Source organism: Thiospirillum jenense (assembly GCF_014145225.1).
Classification (GTDB): Bacteria; Pseudomonadota; Gammaproteobacteria; order Chromatiales; family Chromatiaceae; genus Thiospirillum; species Thiospirillum jenense.
Window position 1 is genome coordinate 1 of the sequence record NZ_JABVCQ010000017.1, and the last position, 15957, is coordinate 15957.

Here is a 15957-nt window from a genome sequence, read left to right on the forward strand (position 1 = left end):
GATTAAAGGCATTTATTTTGGTTGAGACGGTACAATTAAAAAAACGACGTTTCATCGTATTTAGAATAGTAATAATAAACCGATTTTTCAGAAATTGAATAACAGATTTCTGCCATTTCGCTTGCAGTCCATTCCTGAACACGAAAATAAAACGAACCTCTATTAAACCGACTACCCGCCGCATTGTGTAGGTATTGATGATTCAGACGACCAAACATTGCGATAGTCACTACCCGATCAAGAATACTAGAATCATCGGCAAAATCACATCCATCTCCGAAGCAAACGAATGGAAAAATGGATTCTTGCAGTAGTGCAGTTCTAAACCCAATGACATTTTTTCCCAGACGTTCTATTGCATTACCTTTCGCTTGCTTTCCTTTGCCTTCGGCTATGCGAAGATCATTAGTACCCTGATTCTTTTTTTCAGCAATTAGAATTGGGTACTTTGAATCATCCTTATCACAAATGTTTAATATTCCACCGTCCGGTTTCATAAACGAAGTATCATGGTAATAGTAAAAATCTATTTCTGGAAATATTTCTTTTAAGGCAGAAACGACATTTTTTAAGAGCCATTGTTTATCATGTTTTAGTTTGATTCCTGGAAACTTCTGTAGAAGTCTTTCACACACCAATACTAATGCTTTATCGAGTTCTTTTTCCTGCCGTTTTGAAGTAGCATTGATGATAGTGCCTTCGCGTTGATTACGCAGTTCATCCTTTTTTGCCATGTCATGTTTTCTCCAACAAATACAAAAATTCCGTCACATGGATTGATCTGTTATTCAAATTTCTACTGCCTCTGAACGTATTATATGGCGTTTCTAATACCGAAAGTTTCCCGCTGCAATTCATTAAATCTAAAAAACGCTCATGGGCAATAAATCCTTCTGAATTATACGACACCATGACATATTTCGCCGGACAATTCTGAATAACCTCAAACAGCGCCGCCTCCGCCTCTCGACGTTGATTATAGCGGCTGCGATTCCAATTCGTAGGAATGCCTGAGATTGCACTCATTTGATGGGGGCGTTCATACGTCGCAATTAGATTTAACATGAAATAATTTGAGCCGTATGGATGTTGATTATACGGCGGGTCTAAATAAACTAAATCAAACTCGCCAAAAGTAGAAGCATTAAAAAATACATTGGCATCAGTTCGAGTCACGGCGTGTGAACAAGCAAACCGCGAAAAAATGGGGAGTTCAATTGCAATCGGTTTTTTAATTCTAGTGAGCGCGTCCTGTCCACGCCCGCCAAATTGACCAATCCCTGTTTTTGATTTATGAAATCCTTTGAAAACCCCGGACGTATTTGCGTGTACTGACGCCTGCGCAATGAGTGGCGCGAGTAAATAGAGTTGTAAATGATGCGGCAAACACGCAATTTGCATTCTCGCGGTGTCAATATATTCAGCATTCCGCCTAGTGTAAAACGTTCTTTCACCCGGCTGAATATGTTCATCACATTCGGGGGCATACAATTCGGCAATAAACCCGCGTTGCCAATGCTGTTCAATTGCGCTGTGCAGAAATTGAATTGCATCATTTAATTCTGCAAAATTCACGTCCACCGTATTGGATAAATAACAGCGATTAGTGATTTCACTGTAAAGTTCCAGATCATTTGCCACCAGAAAACTAGAATGCTGCTTCAGATAACGCGACACAACGCCAGTGCCGGCAAATAAATCTAAACAACGTAGCCGCTCTTGTGCAAGACGCTTTTTAATAATTGCGACGCCTTTACCAATAAACGGTAGCAAAGCGCGTTTATTGCCGATGTAGGTAATTAGCTGGGATTGGAGATATGCAGGAGATTCTTGAATAAAATCTTCTACAATGAGACTCAATTGTTCGCGCACAGGTTTACCTTCAAATAGCGAGTGTTTTATAGTTGTCTCAATAAACCATCATATTCAGAATGTGTTCCTATCCAAAACCAGTAAATGTGATCGTTTTCACGCAAGCCCAAAGCGCGATAATCAATACCGATGCGAACTGAATAGATTGGTTGCCTGTGACTAATACGTTTGAATTGCAGGCTACTATGGTATGGGTCGTTGTACCAAAGTGTATAAGCGCGTTCTGCTTGCTCTTGTACCTCTCGCGGAAGTTGATTAAGTAATTCACGAAACTCGTCAGTTACACTCGATTTCATTAGGCTCTTTTACCGTAAAAATCTCATCAAGTGGTCTGGTTTTTTTATTAGCAATGCTCGTTCTTACTCGATTCGCTAAATTATCCCATTGGCTATCAGTGGTTGCCATAAAGCGGATATTCCACTCCCGTTCATCCTCTATTTCACTGAGTAAACGGGCAGCAATTGCATCTTGTGCGTCAGTTGGCAGCGTTTTAATAGCGGTAATGGCACGTTCTAGTAATTCAGTCATTATTAAATTCCTCTATATTTATTCACTTGATTTCATGCCTAATTATTCGCAAAATCAACTCAATATTTCAAGATAATGATAAACAATACTATTAGCGGTGGCAATTTAATATGGAAGCATTAAGCACCTTTTTAATATTGTTGAATAATTTTCGCCAGAGACCTGAGAGTGTCGTTGACTGCTTTGGCATCAGGAAAGTTTACTGCAACATCTGGCTCAAGCAGAATGAGTTTTGCATTGTCATGGCACTGCTTGGCGTATTTACCACGCACACCACCTTGCATATTAGCGAAATCATATTCATCTCGCAGTTCGTCATTGAGTTCATTGTCAACGTGCATGTTCATAAAACTCCCGTTCCCGAAAAACAGCGGTTAATTCTTCAAAAGAAACACCGTGTTTTTTATTGTTAATTTCTGCTTTTTGAGGATTCCATTCAAAATTCATGATTTCTCCTGAGTCTGTGGCTTAACAAAAAATCGCCTAACATTTCAGGCTAAAATCAATCAAAACACTTGTCAACACTGATAAAATCTACTCCCGTATCTGCTCTATAAACAATCAAGCGTTATGCGGTTGATTGATTAAAAACTGCCATCAATTTGATTGCTTGAAGGCGGTTTGATATATCGGAGCTGAGGCAAGGGTTAGATTGTTAAACAGTGATAACCTAATATTATTCCTTAGCATTAACAAAAACGTGAGTCCGATGCCAACTGAGGTATTTTAAGTGAGCTTTCTCGAATCGAATTTGCATATCAGAGTGCAATCCCAAAGCACGTTGCGAATCCATCGTAATCTTTGGTGAGATAATAATCCCGCCGCTATCTTCAAACGAGATAAAACCTTTATCAAATAGCGCATCCATGTTGGGTGTCAGGAGAAGCCCATTAAATACATCAAGACGCTCTTCATTATCAGCATCTCTCCAAGGCTTGATGTGTGATGCTCGTAGTACTGATGAAAAACTACACCCAGTCAGGCAGCAGTGCTTCCAAAATGACAATACGCGCTCACGAAAAAGTCCTTGACCTATTCGCGCTTTGACCAATTGAATCTTTTCAGTTTCATTTATGCTTGAGTTTTTTACTATATCTCGCTCTGCTTTAGCGTCTAAGTATTCCATTACTTCTGGAGTAATCCAGTATTTACGTTTACGCTCAAATTGCCTGGACACCGTAATATCTAAGCGCTTACAGAAAGCAAGATATGTACGCTCCAAACTTTCGTTCGGCACTGGAGAAATACCGAAAATCTTATTTAGCGCTGTATTTGTTTGTCCCCCGTGACGCTCAGAATTGAGCGAATGCGTTCTTAATCTATTTCCGACATAGCCAATAAATCTTGAAGGGGCAAATGCTAAACCTTTAGAGGAAGAATATGGAACGAAGCACGTTCCGCGGCCGATCAATGATTGATATTCTTTGATGTCAATAGATTCACTACTAACTTTACCTCGCTCTAGCTCTATGATATTTTCTTGAACCTGTTGGAGATCACTAACAACGAGCATAGTTCACCTCTCTAATATGGCATAACAAAAATTCGACCTCACATTTAAGATCATCAACAACGCCCCCACGCCCCGCATGGGGACATTTCTTCATTCGCAAATCAATTCGGTTTTAATCCACACCCCGGCTGCGTCTGCGCCGCGATGACTCGCGCCAATTTATTATGAAAATGGGTCAAATCATCCGCCGTCTGCTGTTCAGTCGTGCAAATCAATACCGCCGCGCCCAGTTCGGGATAATCATCACTCAAATCATAACCACCGAGTAATTGATGCGCCGCCAAACTGCGCAATACCGCCGCGGCCGGCAATGGTAATTGCAACACCTGCTCGTGAAATACGGGCGCATTAAATCGCCGCGTCACGCCGGGAATAGCAGTTAATAATTGCGTCAATTGCTGCACATTCGCGTGACAGTGTTGCGCCACTCGCGCCAACCCTTCCGCCCCCAACAGCGCGAGGTGAATGGTCGCAGCCGTGACCAACAAGCCCTGATTGGTGCAAATATTCGACGTTGCTTTGGCGCGACGGATGTGCTGCTCCCGCGCCTGCAACGTCAAGGTGTACCCAATTTGCCCGTCGCGGTCGAGCGTTTTGCCGACAATCCGCCCCGGCATTTGGCGCACAAGTGCTTGTTTGCAGCAGAGAAATCCCAAGTACGGCCCGCCGGACGCCAGTGGAATGCCGAGCGGTTGCCCCTCGCCACACGCGATGTCCGCCCCGCGCTGTCCCCACTCGCCCGGCGGCGACAGTAGCGCTAACGCCACAGGGTTGACCAAACCCACCACAAATGCCTGCTGCGCGTGCGCCCAATCGGTCAGCGCGCTAACCTCTTCAATTACGCCAAAAAAATTCGGCTGCGGCAGCACCAGCGCGGCAAATGGTTGACCGGCCGCGGCCGCCTCCAATTGCGCGATGGTCAATTGCCCCGTCTGCGGGTCAAACGGCACCTCGACCAGTTCAATATTCTGATAGTTAACAATGCTTTGTACGACGCGGCGGTAGAGCGGGTGGACACTGCGCGGCAACAAAATACGCGGCGCGTGACGCTGCCGCTGCGCCCGCACCGCCATCAAAATCGCCTCCGCCAACGCCGACGCGCCGTCATACAACGAGGCATTCGACGCATCGAGCGCGGTCAGCGCCGTCATCATGGACTGAAATTCGTACAACACCTGCAACGTGCCTTGACTCGCCTCCGCCTGATAGGGCGTGTACGCGGTATAAAATTCACCCCGTTCAACGAGTTGCCACACCGCCGCCGGGATGTGGTGGTCATACGCACCCGCGCCGGTGAAGCACAACGCCTGCCCATCGGTGCGCGCCCGCCGCTGCATGAGGCGGGTAATTTCCATTTCCGACACGGCAGGCGGCAGGTCGGTCAAGTCGGCGGCGGGCAGATCGGCGGGAATATCATCAAATAACGCGGCCAAATCAGGCGCACCAATGGTCGCCAACATCGCCGCGACCTCGGCGTCAGTATGCGGAATAAATGGCATGAGTTCATTAACCCGCGTCGTGCAAACTGGCTTGATACGCCGCGGCGTCTAATAGCGCGTTTAATTCGGCGGCATTTGCCAGTTTTAATTGAAAAATCCAGCCCGCGCCGTAAGCATCTTGATTAATCAATTCGGGCATCGCGGACAGTTCTTCATTCACTGCAATCACGGTGCCGGCCACTGGGCAATAAATATCCGACGCCGCTTTGACGGATTCAACCACCGCACACGCGGCCTGCGCGGCAATGACTTGATCTAATTGCGGCAATTCAACAAAGACCAAATCACCGAGCGCCGCTTGGGCGTGATCGGTAATACCAACGGTGGCGGTGCCATCGCCGTTGTCTTTAATCCATTCGTGGCTGGCGCTATAACGCCGATCAGTGGGAAGGGTGTGCATGGTCATACAATCCTATTGGTGAGGTGAATAAAAAGAATCGCTCCCGCACGAGCGCGTGGGAACGATATTGGGGAATGCGTGAGGACGAGTTATTTGACAGTTTCAATGAGTTCAATGTCTTTTTTCAGCATATCGTTGACCATCTCATTTAACGTGATGCCCTTTGCTGTTGCCCGCGCTTGCAGATAACTGAATACATCAGTACGCAATGTCACAGCAAAGGTGGCTTGTTTTGCAAAACGATTGGCTTGTGCCTGTGTATAATCAAAATTGTATTCTGGTAATAGATCATCTGGCGTGGTGTTCATAGTCGCGTTGCTCTTTTGATGTTGCTAGTCTGGCACTAATAATGCGTAAGTGCTCTGATTCAATTTCGGTAAAAATGACTAGACATAATCTCAAATCATGGAGATGCCCAATAATAATTTCGCGGGCGCTGTTTGAATGCCAAATATCTGGAAAAATTTTGGCTAATGGATCATCAAAAACGGCAATTGCTTCTGAAAATGCAATGCCATGCTTACGCACATTGATTGCCGCTTTGTGTAAATTCCACTTGAAAACCAAACTCAAGTGTTTTCTTCGAGTAATGGATAGTTGAATAGATAATAAGCGCAAATCATTTATCGAAGCATTAATTGTTGCTACGTTGGCGTGTGCAAACAACCATGCCAACTGAATATGAAACGCATTAACCATCCGCCGGCCGAATACGCACCCGCCGATTAACACTGGCAAATGGATTATTCGGTAAATACGGCATGGCTTTACCGCGTCCAATAGGGCACAAGCGCGCTGCATTCAAACCGCAATGCTCCACTAGATAACGCACCACTTCATCGGCTCATTACGCTGATAAACGCAAATTATATTCATCTGAACCCACTGCGTCAGTGTGATCTTCAATTAATCATGTCACATCACGGAATTGTTCGGTGGCTAATGCCGAACCCAAACGATCTAATGCCGTGGCGGCATCATGCGTCAATTGCGCAGTATTAAAACCGAAATAGATAGACACGCCAACAGCCGTAGAGTCATCATTAATTGTTCCCACGCTGGCGCATGGGAACGATCAGTAGTGAGTTGCGCAATCAGTGTTAATCACTAAACCTTAAACCGACTGACACGGTTTTGTTGTTCGGCAGCCAATTGCGCCAATTCAATTGCGGCATTATTAATTTGGCTCGAACTAGCAGCCACTGCATTAATGGCTTGCGTACTATTGGTCAAATTACGATCCACTTCTGCCGCAACTGCTGATTGCTCTTCGGTCGCACTCGCAATTTGATTATTCATATCCCGAATCGTGGTGATTGAATTGGCAATGGTATCTAATGAATGCCCCGTATTTTCAGCCATTTTGACACTTTCTTGTGCTTGACTGCGCGCTTCATCCATTGCCATTACCGCGGTTGCCGCACCACTTTGCAAGCGTTCAATCATTTGCTGAATCTCCCGCGTTGACGCCTGAGTACGACTGGCTAATGTCCGCACTTCATCCGCCACCACCGCAAATCCTCGCCCTTGTTCACCCGCCCGTGCTGCTTCAATAGCGGCATTTAATGCTAATAGATTTGTTTGATCGGCAATATCCCGAATGACATCGAGAATCTTACCAATTTCCGACGAATCATTTGACAAACGATCAATGGTTTCTTTACTCGTTTCTATTTGATGTGATAAGACTTGAATTGAGCGCACAGTACGCGCCACCACATCCCGCCCAGCAGTCGCTTCATCATCCGCTTGCATTGCCGCATGAGCAGCATTTTGGGCATGATGCGCCACCTCAGAAACGGTAGTTGTCATTTCATTCATTGCCGTTGCGACCTGCTCAGTTTCACTCTGTTGCCGGCGCACCTGTCCATTGGTTTCAATACTGGTTGCGGATAATTCTTCCGCCGCCGCCGCGACTCGTTCACTACTGCCGGCAATTTGTGCAACTAAATCTCGAATGCGTTTTTGAAATCCATTAAATGATTTTGCCAATTCGGCTAATTCATCACCACTGCCGGTATCCAATTGACGAGTTAAATCACCTTCGCCATCAGCAATACTCCGCAGTGTCGCCGCAACCTTTAGAATTTGACGTGCAATGGCAATCGCTACCCACAACATTAACGCCACCCCGAAAATGACGGCAACAATTGAACCGATAATCATAATCGTTGCTGTCAGGTGGATTTCGCTAATCGCCTGTTCTGCTTGCGTATTCAATAAATCCATCGGGACAGTTATTTCAACTGCCCAGGGTGTTTTAGTATAGCCCAATTGAATTGGTACCACTGCTACCACTTTATTATCGGCTTCAAACGTTAATTCAACGCCATCCGTCACTGCTGCGCGAATTTTCGCACTATCTGCGCTACTGCGGTGGATTTCATCAATTGACTTACCAATTGAATATTGTGGGTTATTTGACGCGACCAACGTGCTATTATTAGCAACCAGCATCACTTCTGCTTGACCGTTGTACAGTCGTTGTGCGGCTTTTTCAACTGATGCTTGAAAACCATCTAATACCAAATCCACCCCGGCAATTCCACGAAAACGATTATTTACAATCACGGGTGCTACTAAAGAAGTAATTAATAATTGTTGCCCTTGTACGGGATAAAAATACGGGTTAATAACCTGTTCAACTTGGTGCTGTTTGGGTAATAGATAATAATCACCGGCGCCAGGTTTGTCATAATCAACCAACGGCTCAAGTTTAATGCTTCCATTAGCATTACGACTCCAATAAGGAATAAACCGTCCGCTCGCATCCGTCCCTTCTTTATTGACAAATTGGCTATCTAATCCGTCAAACGCATTTTGCTCCCAGGCGGTGTAGGTCGCAAGAAAATGTGAATTATTTTCCAATACTACCCGCAGTATCGAATTCAAATCTGCCCGACTATAAAATGACATGCTATCTAACCACATGCCAGACCCTAATACCCAACCCCATTCGGGAATTAACCGCCCGAATGAAAATTTAGGTGTCATGGCTGTTTCGCCGGGCTTTGACCAATTATAACGCACATAGCCATTGCCATCTTTTAAGCATATCTCATTTAACACAGTGGCAAAGTTATGTGACAATCCCATTGCGGTATTGTACTCGGGATTATCCATGCGTTCTCCATCCAATTGTGGCTGAATGGGGTGCATGATCATGCGGGGGATAGGTTTGACGGTATCTTGAATCCAAAGATAATTACCGCCATCAAAACGCATTTGTCGAATGAGATTGACGGCGTTCTTTTGCGCATCGGCTAATGTCATTTGTCCATTTGCAGCGGCCGCAATGTACGGTTGAATAGCTGAACGCGCCAGCTCGGTGACAACCTCCACATTTCTAAACCGCGTTTGCAAGCGCGTATAATCAGCATCGGTTAATTCAGCATATTCTTTACGCGCTGCTGATCCAAATGCCTGTGCCAGGGTGCGCGCTGCATCCAATGGCACCTCTATCGATGCTTTTACATTAACAGCAAGTTCTTTAGCGGCATTAACAATAATCTCATGCGCTAAGTTCATTTCATGGACGCGCTGTCTATCCGCCATTGAATTCATACGCTGGACAGCATAGGCCGTAATTGCCCCTCCCAAGATCACGAGCGTTAATCCTGACCAAAAACTAATTCTAAAACTGATGGAATGCCTGTTCATTAGATGGAAACGCCTTATTGCAGTAGTAATGACAATTTACGCATTTCTACCAGTGGTGACTACTGGTAAAAATCTAGGGTTCTTGACCAAAGACCGATTTTGCGCTAAAAAGTCAGCCGTAAATAATAACCGTTGCTATTTAGGAAACCTTGTCTTATGCGTCAACTCACATTCCCCCCCGCGCTTGCAATTACCAGTCTGCTGTCGTCAACGGCGGTGGCGGCGCTTGACTTGAACGATCAATTAACCCTCGACGGCTTGGTGGAAGTTGAGGCCAGTTATGTGCAACCCGACACGGGTGACAGCACGAGTGATGTGCGCGTGGCGACGGTGGAATTGGGCGTGACGGCGCAAGTCAATCCCTGGGTCGCCGCCACCGTGTCGCTATTGTATGAGCAGGATGAAACGGATTTGGAAGTTGACATTGCACAAATCACGCTCGCTAATCCTGAGCGCCTGCCCTGGTTTGCCACCGCCGGGCAATTTTATCTCCCTTTTGGCAGCTTTGAGACACAGCTTGTCTCTGATCCGCTGACGTTGGAATTAGGCGAAATTCGTGCCACCGCGCTGCAAGTCGGGTTCAAACAACACGGCGTCACGGCCAGCATGTTTGCGTTTAACGGCGATCATGCGCATTCTGATGACAGTGACGACAGCGATGATACCCAGGTTGACCGCTGGGGTGGGCAGGTCGGTTTTGCCGCCGGTGATGAGTCCACCGCCATCAGTTGGTCGGTTGATCTGGGGTATTTGAGCGATCTGGGCGACACGGGGAGTTTGCAAGACGTGATCGTGTCAGACGACAGCACCGCCGCGTGGACGGTTGCTGCTGGCGCGAAGTTCGGCGCCGTGCAGGTGATTGGCGAATATTTGGCGGCGACCGACCGCTTTGATGCCGGCACGTTGGATTACCGCGATCACGGCGCTCGTCCAGCGACCTGGAACGTTGAGGCGGGCTATCATTTTAAACTGCTCGGGCGGGATAACGTCGCTGCCATCGGGTATCAGGGTAGCCGCGAAGCACTGGCGGTGGAATTACCCAAACAACGCTGGCTGATCGGTTGGTCGGCGGAGGTGTTCAAACAAACCACGCTGGCGCTGGAATGGTCACGCGATACTGATTACGAACGCCGCGCCGGCGGCACGGGTGAAACCAGCGACAGCGTGGTAGCACAATTAGCCGTGTCGTTTTAATTCAACCCGCCGTGTGACTTCCCGCCACCATCGCAACTGTGTCACGCATAAAACTGCGCCAATGCAGTTGCGCCTGTTTATAATAACGCCAACCTCGGGCTACACTCGCAGTGCGATCAGGCGCGTTATTATCCATGCCACGAATCACAGTGATTGGCTCGCTGAAAGGCGGCTCTGGCAAAAGCACTTTGACATTTAACCTCGGCGTTTGGCTCACGTTGAGCGGTATTAAAGTGCAATTGATTGACGCCGATCCGCAAGCCACTTTAATTGACGTGACCGAATTACGCCGCCAAGAAGGCATCACCCCGTTTTTAACTATTGATGACCGCGCCGCGTTAATCACCGCCCACACCACCGCCGCGGCCGAAACGTTAATTGACATTGGCACAGCAGACATGGACGCCGTGCGCTTGGCATTAACCATCTGTGATCGCATTGTCATTCCCGTTCCGCCTTCACAAGCCGACATTTGGTCAACCCAACGCTTCATGCAACTCATCGCCGCAATTAACCGCGACCGGCCATTAGACATCATTGGTTTTATCAATCGCGGTGACACCCATCTTGGCGTCACTGAAACTAAAGAAACGGCCGCCGCGTTAATTTCACTGCCGCGCCTCAAGTTTATTAAACCACGCCTGTCACAACGCACCATCTTCCGCCGTTCCTTTAGCGAAGGATTAGCCGTGTTTGAATTAGAACCACACGGCAAAGCCGCGCAAGAATTCCACTCGCTCGTCGCCGTCTTATTCGCTGATTTATTAAATTAACCACCGCCCATCAATTCATTTTTTATCACATCAAAACGGGGATTAACAATGCAACTAGGCATGATTGGATTAGGCCGCATGGGCGCCAATATGGTGGCGCGTTTATTAGATCAGGGACATCATTGCGTGGTATATGACCGCAATGCAGATGCTATTAACACAGCACAACAGGCGGGTGCAATTGCCACCAGTTCTATTGCCGAATTATGCGCCCAATTAACCCCCCCGCGAGCGGTGTGGATCATGGTACCCGCCGCCGCCGTTGATTCCGTAATTGACAGTTTAATACCTGAACTCAGCGCCGGTGATTGCGTGATTGACGGCGGCAATTCGTATTATAAAGACGCCATCCGCCGCGCCCAACAATTAACGCCACTGGGGATAGACTGGATTGATTGCGGCACCAGCGGCGGCATTTGGGGACGCGAACGCGGCTATTGTTTAATGCTCGGCGGCAATGACACGGCAATTAAACGCCTTGATCCCATTTTCGCCACACTCGCCGCACCGGCAATTCCTATTCCGCCCGCCGTCGGCTCTGATACGCACGATTCCGCCACGCGAGGCTATCTACATTGCGGCGCAAATGGCGCAGGTCATTTCGTGAAAATGGTGCATAACGGCATTGAATATGGCTTAATGGCCGCCTATGCTGAAGGCTTTAATTTATTAAAACACGCCAATGTCGGCTGTTCAAACCAACGCATTGATGCCGAAACCGCACCATTAAATGATCCCGCCGCCTATTCCTATGAATTTGATTTAGCGCGTATTGCCGAATTATGGCGGCATGGCAGCGTCGTTTCATCCTGGTTACTCGATCTTGCCGCCATTGCACTGCATCATGATCCTGATTTACACACCTTTAAACCACAGGTAGCTGATTCAGGTGAAGGGCGCTGGACGAGCATTGCCGCTATTGAAACTGGCACCCCAGCACCGGTATTAACTGCCGCTTTATTTGAGCGGTTTCAATCACGCGGTGAAGATCAATTTGCCAATCAATTATTAGCCGCCCTGCGCCATCAATTCGGCGGGCATTAAATCAATCGCTATTAAAAGCAACGGGGCGTGAACCAGTGTTAGCAATTTGTCAGGACAATACATGAAGCGTTTTTTATTCAACCGCTCCCCCGTCGTTTTCTTGTGCATCGCCATTAATACGCTGCTGTTATTCACGCCACCGTTAATCATGGCTGAAACACCAGCGTCTTCCTCTATTGTTGTCCCCGCGCAATCATTGCCAAGTGCCGATGTTATTACGGCAAAAATCAAAGCAACTGAAGGTAATTCGACTGTTACCGAAGAGCAAAAAACGCGGGAATTAGAACAATACCGGGCGATTTTGTCTGATTTAGAAGCAATTAAAAACTTGGATAACCAAGCGATTGGGTATCGCACGGCACTAGAGACGGCACCGAAAGAAACAGCCGTCATTAAAACTGAATTAAAAAAAATTGCTGCTGATACGCCAACGCTACCGACTTTAACCAAAAGTGCCAATTTACAAGAGATTGAACAATTATTAGTGCGTGAACGAGCCGATATGGTAGCACTCGATGCACAGCGGCTTGAATTAGATAAAACTATTGAAGATTTGCAACAACAACCCAGTGCAGCACGACAACGCCTAACCGAAGTTAAATTGCTATTAGAAAAACGTAATACTGAATTAAAACAACCGCTATCTGATTCGCTCACCGCTGATGAAAAACAAATACGGCAGTGGGTATTAACCAGCCAACGTGAACGATTGCGCATTGAATCACTGATGCTGGAACAACAGATTTTAAGTGCGGCCGTGCGTACTGAGTTAGCACTCGCGCAACGTGAACGCAATTTATTATTAAAACAGCAATTACAAACGCGACATGATTGGTTAGAAAATGCGGCGGATCGTCAACGGCGCGCTGAAGCAGAACAGGCGCAAGCTGAAACGCAGGCGGCCGAACGATCATTGGCAGATGCGCATCCAGTGGCACGGCAGTTGGCAAAAAACAATGCTACTTTGAGTGAACGCATCACTGAATTAACAGAGCAATTGAATGTACTAACCGATCAACAGACTGCTATTGAACGTGAACACACTCGTATTGAACAAGACTTCCGCAGCGCCCGTCAGCGACTTGAATTAGTTGGATTAAATCATGCACTGGGGCAGGTATTAATAGATCAACGTAATCAATTACCCGAGCAGCGTGTATTGCGTAAAGCGGCGGCTGAACGGGCTGACATTATTTCTGAAACGACACTGAATCAAATTCGCTTGCGTGAAGAGTTACGGCAATTAAATAATGAAGAACAAGCGCTGTCTCATTATCTCACGCCCATCCCAATAACTGAGCGCCGCGCCACGTTGCGTAAAGTATTGCGAGAACAATTACAAAGTCGCTTAAAACTATTACAACAAAGCATTGCATTAGAAGATCGGTATTTACGCGCATTATCTGATCTCGATGACCGCGCCCAGCAATTATTACGCATTACAATAAACTATGAACAGTTTCTGGCTGAACGATTGCTGTGGGTGCGCAGTATTGTCCCTATCACTCAGCAAACCTTTACTGCTTTACCCACTGCAATTGACTGGTTAATTGCACCAACTAATTGGTATGATCTTGTCTTAGTTTTATACAAAGAATTAAAAACATCGGTCGTGTTATGGATAACGATTATTGGCTTCTCTGTTTTAATTACACGCACTCACGCGATTCGACGTTATATTCGAGCAACCGCAGAACCGTTACGGCGCGTCAGCAGTGACCGGTTTTCTTATACGTTGATAGCGCTTGGCTGGACTGTGCTATTAGCATTGCCTTGGTCACTTTTATTATTCGTTATTGGCTGGCGGCTTAATGTATCATTGGAGGCCACATTATTTACCAAAGCAATTGGTCAAGCGCTTTTGAGTCTAACCGCGATGCTATATGGATTACGCGCCTTTTCATTATTATGTATGAGCAGTGGTGTTGCCGACCGCCATTTTCGCTGGCATGGCGACACGCTAGTTCTTTTACGTCACACCATCACCTGGGCAACCTGGTTACTAATTCCATTTGGCTTTATTGCCACAGCGGTTTATCATCACCCGGATAGCAATTTTAGTGGAACACTCGGCCGCCTCGCTTTAATCACCTACATGTTTATATTAGCGGGCTTTACCGTGCGGGTTGCTCATCCTAAAACCGGTGCATTTAAACATTTACTCACTGCACATCCAACCGGGTGGGCAAATCGGTTGCGTTATGTGTGGTATCCAATTGTCGTTGCGGTACCGTTATTATTAGCCGTGTTGGCATTAGCGGGTTATCTTTATACGGCAGGGATATTATTAAAATCGCTAGTTGGCGAATTGTGGCTAATATTAACGTTGTTGGTTGTTCAACAGGTGATAATACGTTGGTTAAATGTGACACGCCGTAGTTTGGCATTACAAGCCGCATTGGACGCCCGCGCTACCCGTGAAGATACAGAAGGACGGGATGATTCAGCTGAGATTACTCAGAATGAAGAAGAAATTGATTTTGCGGCATTAGATGAGCAAACGCGGCAATTGGTAAACAGTTTAATTTTTGTTACGGGATTAGCTGGGCTGTGGGCTATTTGGGCTGATATGCTACCTGCATTAACCTTATTTGAACACGTCACGTTGTGGCATTACACTGGCGCTGACAGTGGGCAATTAGTCCCAATGACACTTGCTGATCTAGTGCTGGTATTATTAATTGTTGGTCTTGCAATTATCGCCGCTCGTAATTTACCCGCTTTATTAGAAATTGTTTTATTGCGTCATACCAGTATCAGCGCCGGCAGTCGCTATACACTCATTACTTTAACTGGCTACTCCATTACTGCTGGGGGCATTTTATTTACCTTTTCTACACTCGGGTTATCCTGGTCACAAGTACAATGGTTGGTTGCTGCATTAAGTGTTGGCATTGGTTTTGGATTACAGGAAATTGTTGCCAACTTTATTAGCGGTTTAATTATTTTATTCGAGCGTCCAATTCGTGTTGGCGATGTTGTAACGATTGGTGACATTACAGGTTCTGTCACAAAAATTAACATTCGCGCCACCACGATTCGGAATTGGGATCGTCAAGAACTTTTGGTGCCAAATAAAGAATTTATTACGGGACGCCTATTAAACTGGACCCTAACCGATAAAATTAACCGACTTGTGGTGACTGTCGGTATTGACTATGAAGCCGACGTGCGCCAAGCATTAACAACCTTGACTCGTATTGTTGAGGATAATCCGCGTGTATTAAGTGATCCCGCACCTTTAATTACATTTGAAGGTTTTGGCGATAATGCGTTAATTCTAGTACTGCGGTGTTATTTAGATTCACTTGAACACCGTATGGCGGTTACGACTGAATTACATCAGGCAATTCATGATAACTTCCGTGCCGCAAACATTGGTATTGCTTATCCACAACGCGACCTACATTTGCATTCTACACAACCATTGGAAGTGCGAATTATTACCGATTGATTTATCCCCGCTTGGAGTGT

Annotated in this window: 18 protein-coding genes; 4 read left to right on the forward strand and 14 right to left on the reverse strand. The window is 46.4% G+C overall.

The features are described 5' to 3' along the window. Positions 1 to 35 precede the first annotated feature (35 nt). The 12 genes from HUK38_RS08770 to HUK38_RS08825 all read right to left on the reverse strand — a co-directional run bounded on the left by HUK38_RS08770 (position 36) and on the right by HUK38_RS08825 (position 9472). Positions 36 to 734 carry an EcoRI family type II restriction endonuclease gene (locus tag HUK38_RS08770; RefSeq protein ID WP_182583959.1) on the reverse strand — a complete coding sequence of 233 codons (699 nt, stop codon included), beginning with the start codon at positions 732 to 734 and terminating at the stop codon, positions 36 to 38. Position 735: 1 nt separating this feature from the next. After that, positions 736 to 1872, reverse strand: coding sequence for a DNA adenine methylase (locus HUK38_RS08775; protein ID WP_202985533.1), 1137 nt, complete (start codon positions 1870 to 1872; stop codon positions 736 to 738). Positions 1873 to 1898: 26 nt separating this feature from the next. Beyond that, positions 1899 to 2168 (reverse strand): ParE family toxin-like protein, encoded by a 270-nt coding sequence (locus HUK38_RS15600; protein WP_420825166.1) that lies wholly within the window; start codon positions 2166 to 2168, stop codon positions 1899 to 1901. Then, on the reverse strand, positions 2149 to 2400 hold the full coding sequence (locus HUK38_RS08780; protein ID WP_182583960.1) for a hypothetical protein: 252 nt from the start codon (positions 2398 to 2400) through the stop codon (positions 2149 to 2151). Before HUK38_RS08780 ends, HUK38_RS15600 begins: the two co-directional genes overlap by 20 nt. Before the next feature lie 131 nt (positions 2401 to 2531). After that, positions 2532 to 2741: a hypothetical protein gene (locus HUK38_RS08785; protein ID WP_238787550.1), complete on the reverse strand. Its 210-nt coding sequence runs from the start codon at positions 2739 to 2741 to the stop codon at positions 2532 to 2534. A gap of 335 nt (positions 2742 to 3076) precedes the next feature. After that, positions 3077 to 3913, reverse strand: a complete 837-nt coding sequence (locus HUK38_RS08795; protein WP_182583963.1) for an HNH endonuclease — start codon at positions 3911 to 3913, stop codon at positions 3077 to 3079. A gap of 101 nt (positions 3914 to 4014) precedes the next feature. Continuing rightward, complete coding sequence (gene gcvPA / locus HUK38_RS08800) at positions 4015 to 5412, reverse strand: aminomethyl-transferring glycine dehydrogenase subunit GcvPA (protein ID WP_182583964.1); 1398 nt, start codon at positions 5410 to 5412, stop codon at positions 4015 to 4017. Positions 5413 to 5419: 7 nt separating this feature from the next. After that, a complete protein-coding gene (gene gcvH, locus HUK38_RS08805) occupies positions 5420 to 5812 on the reverse strand; it encodes a glycine cleavage system protein GcvH (RefSeq protein WP_182583965.1) in 393 nt (130 codons plus the stop codon). 89 nt (positions 5813 to 5901) lie between these two features. Further along, entirely contained in the window at positions 5902 to 6120 is a 219-nt protein-coding gene (locus tag HUK38_RS08810) for a hypothetical protein (protein ID WP_182583966.1), read from the reverse strand. Then, complete coding sequence (locus HUK38_RS08815) at positions 6101 to 6478, reverse strand: BrnT family toxin (protein ID WP_238787551.1); 378 nt, start codon at positions 6476 to 6478, stop codon at positions 6101 to 6103. Before HUK38_RS08815 ends, HUK38_RS08810 begins: the two co-directional genes overlap by 20 nt. A 25-nt stretch (positions 6479 to 6503) precedes the next feature. Further along, positions 6504 to 6644 (reverse strand): hypothetical protein, encoded by a 141-nt coding sequence (locus tag HUK38_RS08820; protein WP_182583967.1) that lies wholly within the window; start codon positions 6642 to 6644, stop codon positions 6504 to 6506. Positions 6645 to 6919: 275 nt separating this feature from the next. Continuing rightward, positions 6920 to 9472 carry a methyl-accepting chemotaxis protein gene (locus HUK38_RS08825; protein WP_182583968.1) on the reverse strand — a complete coding sequence of 851 codons (2553 nt, stop codon included), beginning with the start codon at positions 9470 to 9472 and terminating at the stop codon, positions 6920 to 6922. A 156-nt stretch (positions 9473 to 9628) separates the two neighbouring features. Between HUK38_RS08825 and HUK38_RS08830 the strand changes: the two genes are divergently transcribed. Further along, the gene (locus HUK38_RS08830; RefSeq protein WP_182583969.1) at positions 9629 to 10666 is read left to right on the forward strand and encodes an LbtU family siderophore porin; all 1038 of its coding nucleotides are present in this window, start codon (positions 9629 to 9631) and stop codon (positions 10664 to 10666) included. Position 10667: 1 nt separating this feature from the next. On the opposite strand, the gene HUK38_RS15385 is transcribed toward HUK38_RS08830, so the two are convergent. Then, on the reverse strand, positions 10668 to 10802 hold the full coding sequence (locus HUK38_RS15385) for a hypothetical protein (RefSeq protein ID WP_275285011.1): 135 nt from the start codon (positions 10800 to 10802) through the stop codon (positions 10668 to 10670). Here HUK38_RS15385 and HUK38_RS08835 point away from each other — a divergent pair. After that, positions 10801 to 11439: a ParA family protein gene (locus tag HUK38_RS08835; RefSeq protein WP_182583970.1), complete on the forward strand. Its 639-nt coding sequence runs from the start codon at positions 10801 to 10803 to the stop codon at positions 11437 to 11439. The two genes, HUK38_RS15385 and HUK38_RS08835, sit on opposite strands and share 2 nt — an antisense overlap. Positions 11440 to 11487: 48 nt before the next feature. Further along, on the forward strand, positions 11488 to 12483 hold the full coding sequence (gene gnd, locus HUK38_RS08840) for a phosphogluconate dehydrogenase (NAD(+)-dependent, decarboxylating) (protein WP_182583971.1): 996 nt from the start codon (positions 11488 to 11490) through the stop codon (positions 12481 to 12483). On the opposite strand, the gene HUK38_RS08845 is transcribed toward gnd, so the two are convergent. Continuing rightward, entirely contained in the window at positions 12448 to 12633 is a 186-nt protein-coding gene (locus HUK38_RS08845; RefSeq protein ID WP_182583972.1) for a hypothetical protein, read from the reverse strand. The genes gnd and HUK38_RS08845 overlap by 36 nt on opposite strands. Here HUK38_RS08845 and HUK38_RS08850 point away from each other — a divergent pair. Then, a complete protein-coding gene (locus HUK38_RS08850; protein ID WP_182583973.1) occupies positions 12632 to 15937 on the forward strand; it encodes a mechanosensitive ion channel domain-containing protein in 3306 nt (1101 codons plus the stop codon). The two genes, HUK38_RS08845 and HUK38_RS08850, sit on opposite strands and share 2 nt — an antisense overlap. The last annotated feature ends 20 nt before the right edge of the window (positions 15938 to 15957 follow it).

Excerpts from the sequence above, each read along its gene's own strand:
- HUK38_RS08850 (WP_182583973.1), top strand. The coding sequence starts at position 12,632 with ATGGCTGAAACACCAGCGTCTTCCTCTATTGTTGTCCCCGCGCAATCA.
- gcvH (WP_182583965.1), bottom strand. The coding sequence starts at position 5,812 with ATGCACACCCTTCCCACTGATCGGCGTTATAGCGCCAGCCACGAATGG.
- HUK38_RS08795 (WP_182583963.1), bottom strand. The coding sequence starts at position 3,913 with ATGCTCGTTGTTAGTGATCTCCAACAGGTTCAAGAAAATATCATAGAG.
- HUK38_RS15385 (WP_275285011.1), bottom strand. The coding sequence starts at position 10,802 with ATGGATAATAACGCGCCTGATCGCACTGCGAGTGTAGCCCGAGGTTGG.
- HUK38_RS15600 (WP_420825166.1), bottom strand. The coding sequence starts at position 2,168 with ATGAAATCGAGTGTAACTGACGAGTTTCGTGAATTACTTAATCAACTT.
- HUK38_RS08830 (WP_182583969.1), top strand. The coding sequence starts at position 9,629 with ATGCGTCAACTCACATTCCCCCCCGCGCTTGCAATTACCAGTCTGCTG.
- HUK38_RS08780 (WP_182583960.1), bottom strand. The coding sequence starts at position 2,400 with ATGACTGAATTACTAGAACGTGCCATTACCGCTATTAAAACGCTGCCA.
- HUK38_RS08785 (WP_238787550.1), bottom strand. The coding sequence starts at position 2,741 with ATGCACGTTGACAATGAACTCAATGACGAACTGCGAGATGAATATGAT.
- HUK38_RS08770 (WP_182583959.1), bottom strand. The coding sequence starts at position 734 with ATGGCAAAAAAGGATGAACTGCGTAATCAACGCGAAGGCACTATCATC.
- HUK38_RS08825 (WP_182583968.1), bottom strand. The coding sequence starts at position 9,472 with ATGAACAGGCATTCCATCAGTTTTAGAATTAGTTTTTGGTCAGGATTA.
- gnd (WP_182583971.1), top strand. The coding sequence starts at position 11,488 with ATGCAACTAGGCATGATTGGATTAGGCCGCATGGGCGCCAATATGGTG.
- gcvPA (WP_182583964.1), bottom strand. The coding sequence starts at position 5,412 with ATGCCATTTATTCCGCATACTGACGCCGAGGTCGCGGCGATGTTGGCG.
- HUK38_RS08835 (WP_182583970.1), top strand. The coding sequence starts at position 10,801 with ATGCCACGAATCACAGTGATTGGCTCGCTGAAAGGCGGCTCTGGCAAA.
- HUK38_RS08845 (WP_182583972.1), bottom strand. The coding sequence starts at position 12,633 with ATGATTAACGGTGGCGTGAATAACAGCAGCGTATTAATGGCGATGCAC.
- HUK38_RS08810 (WP_182583966.1), bottom strand. The coding sequence starts at position 6,120 with ATGAACACCACGCCAGATGATCTATTACCAGAATACAATTTTGATTAT.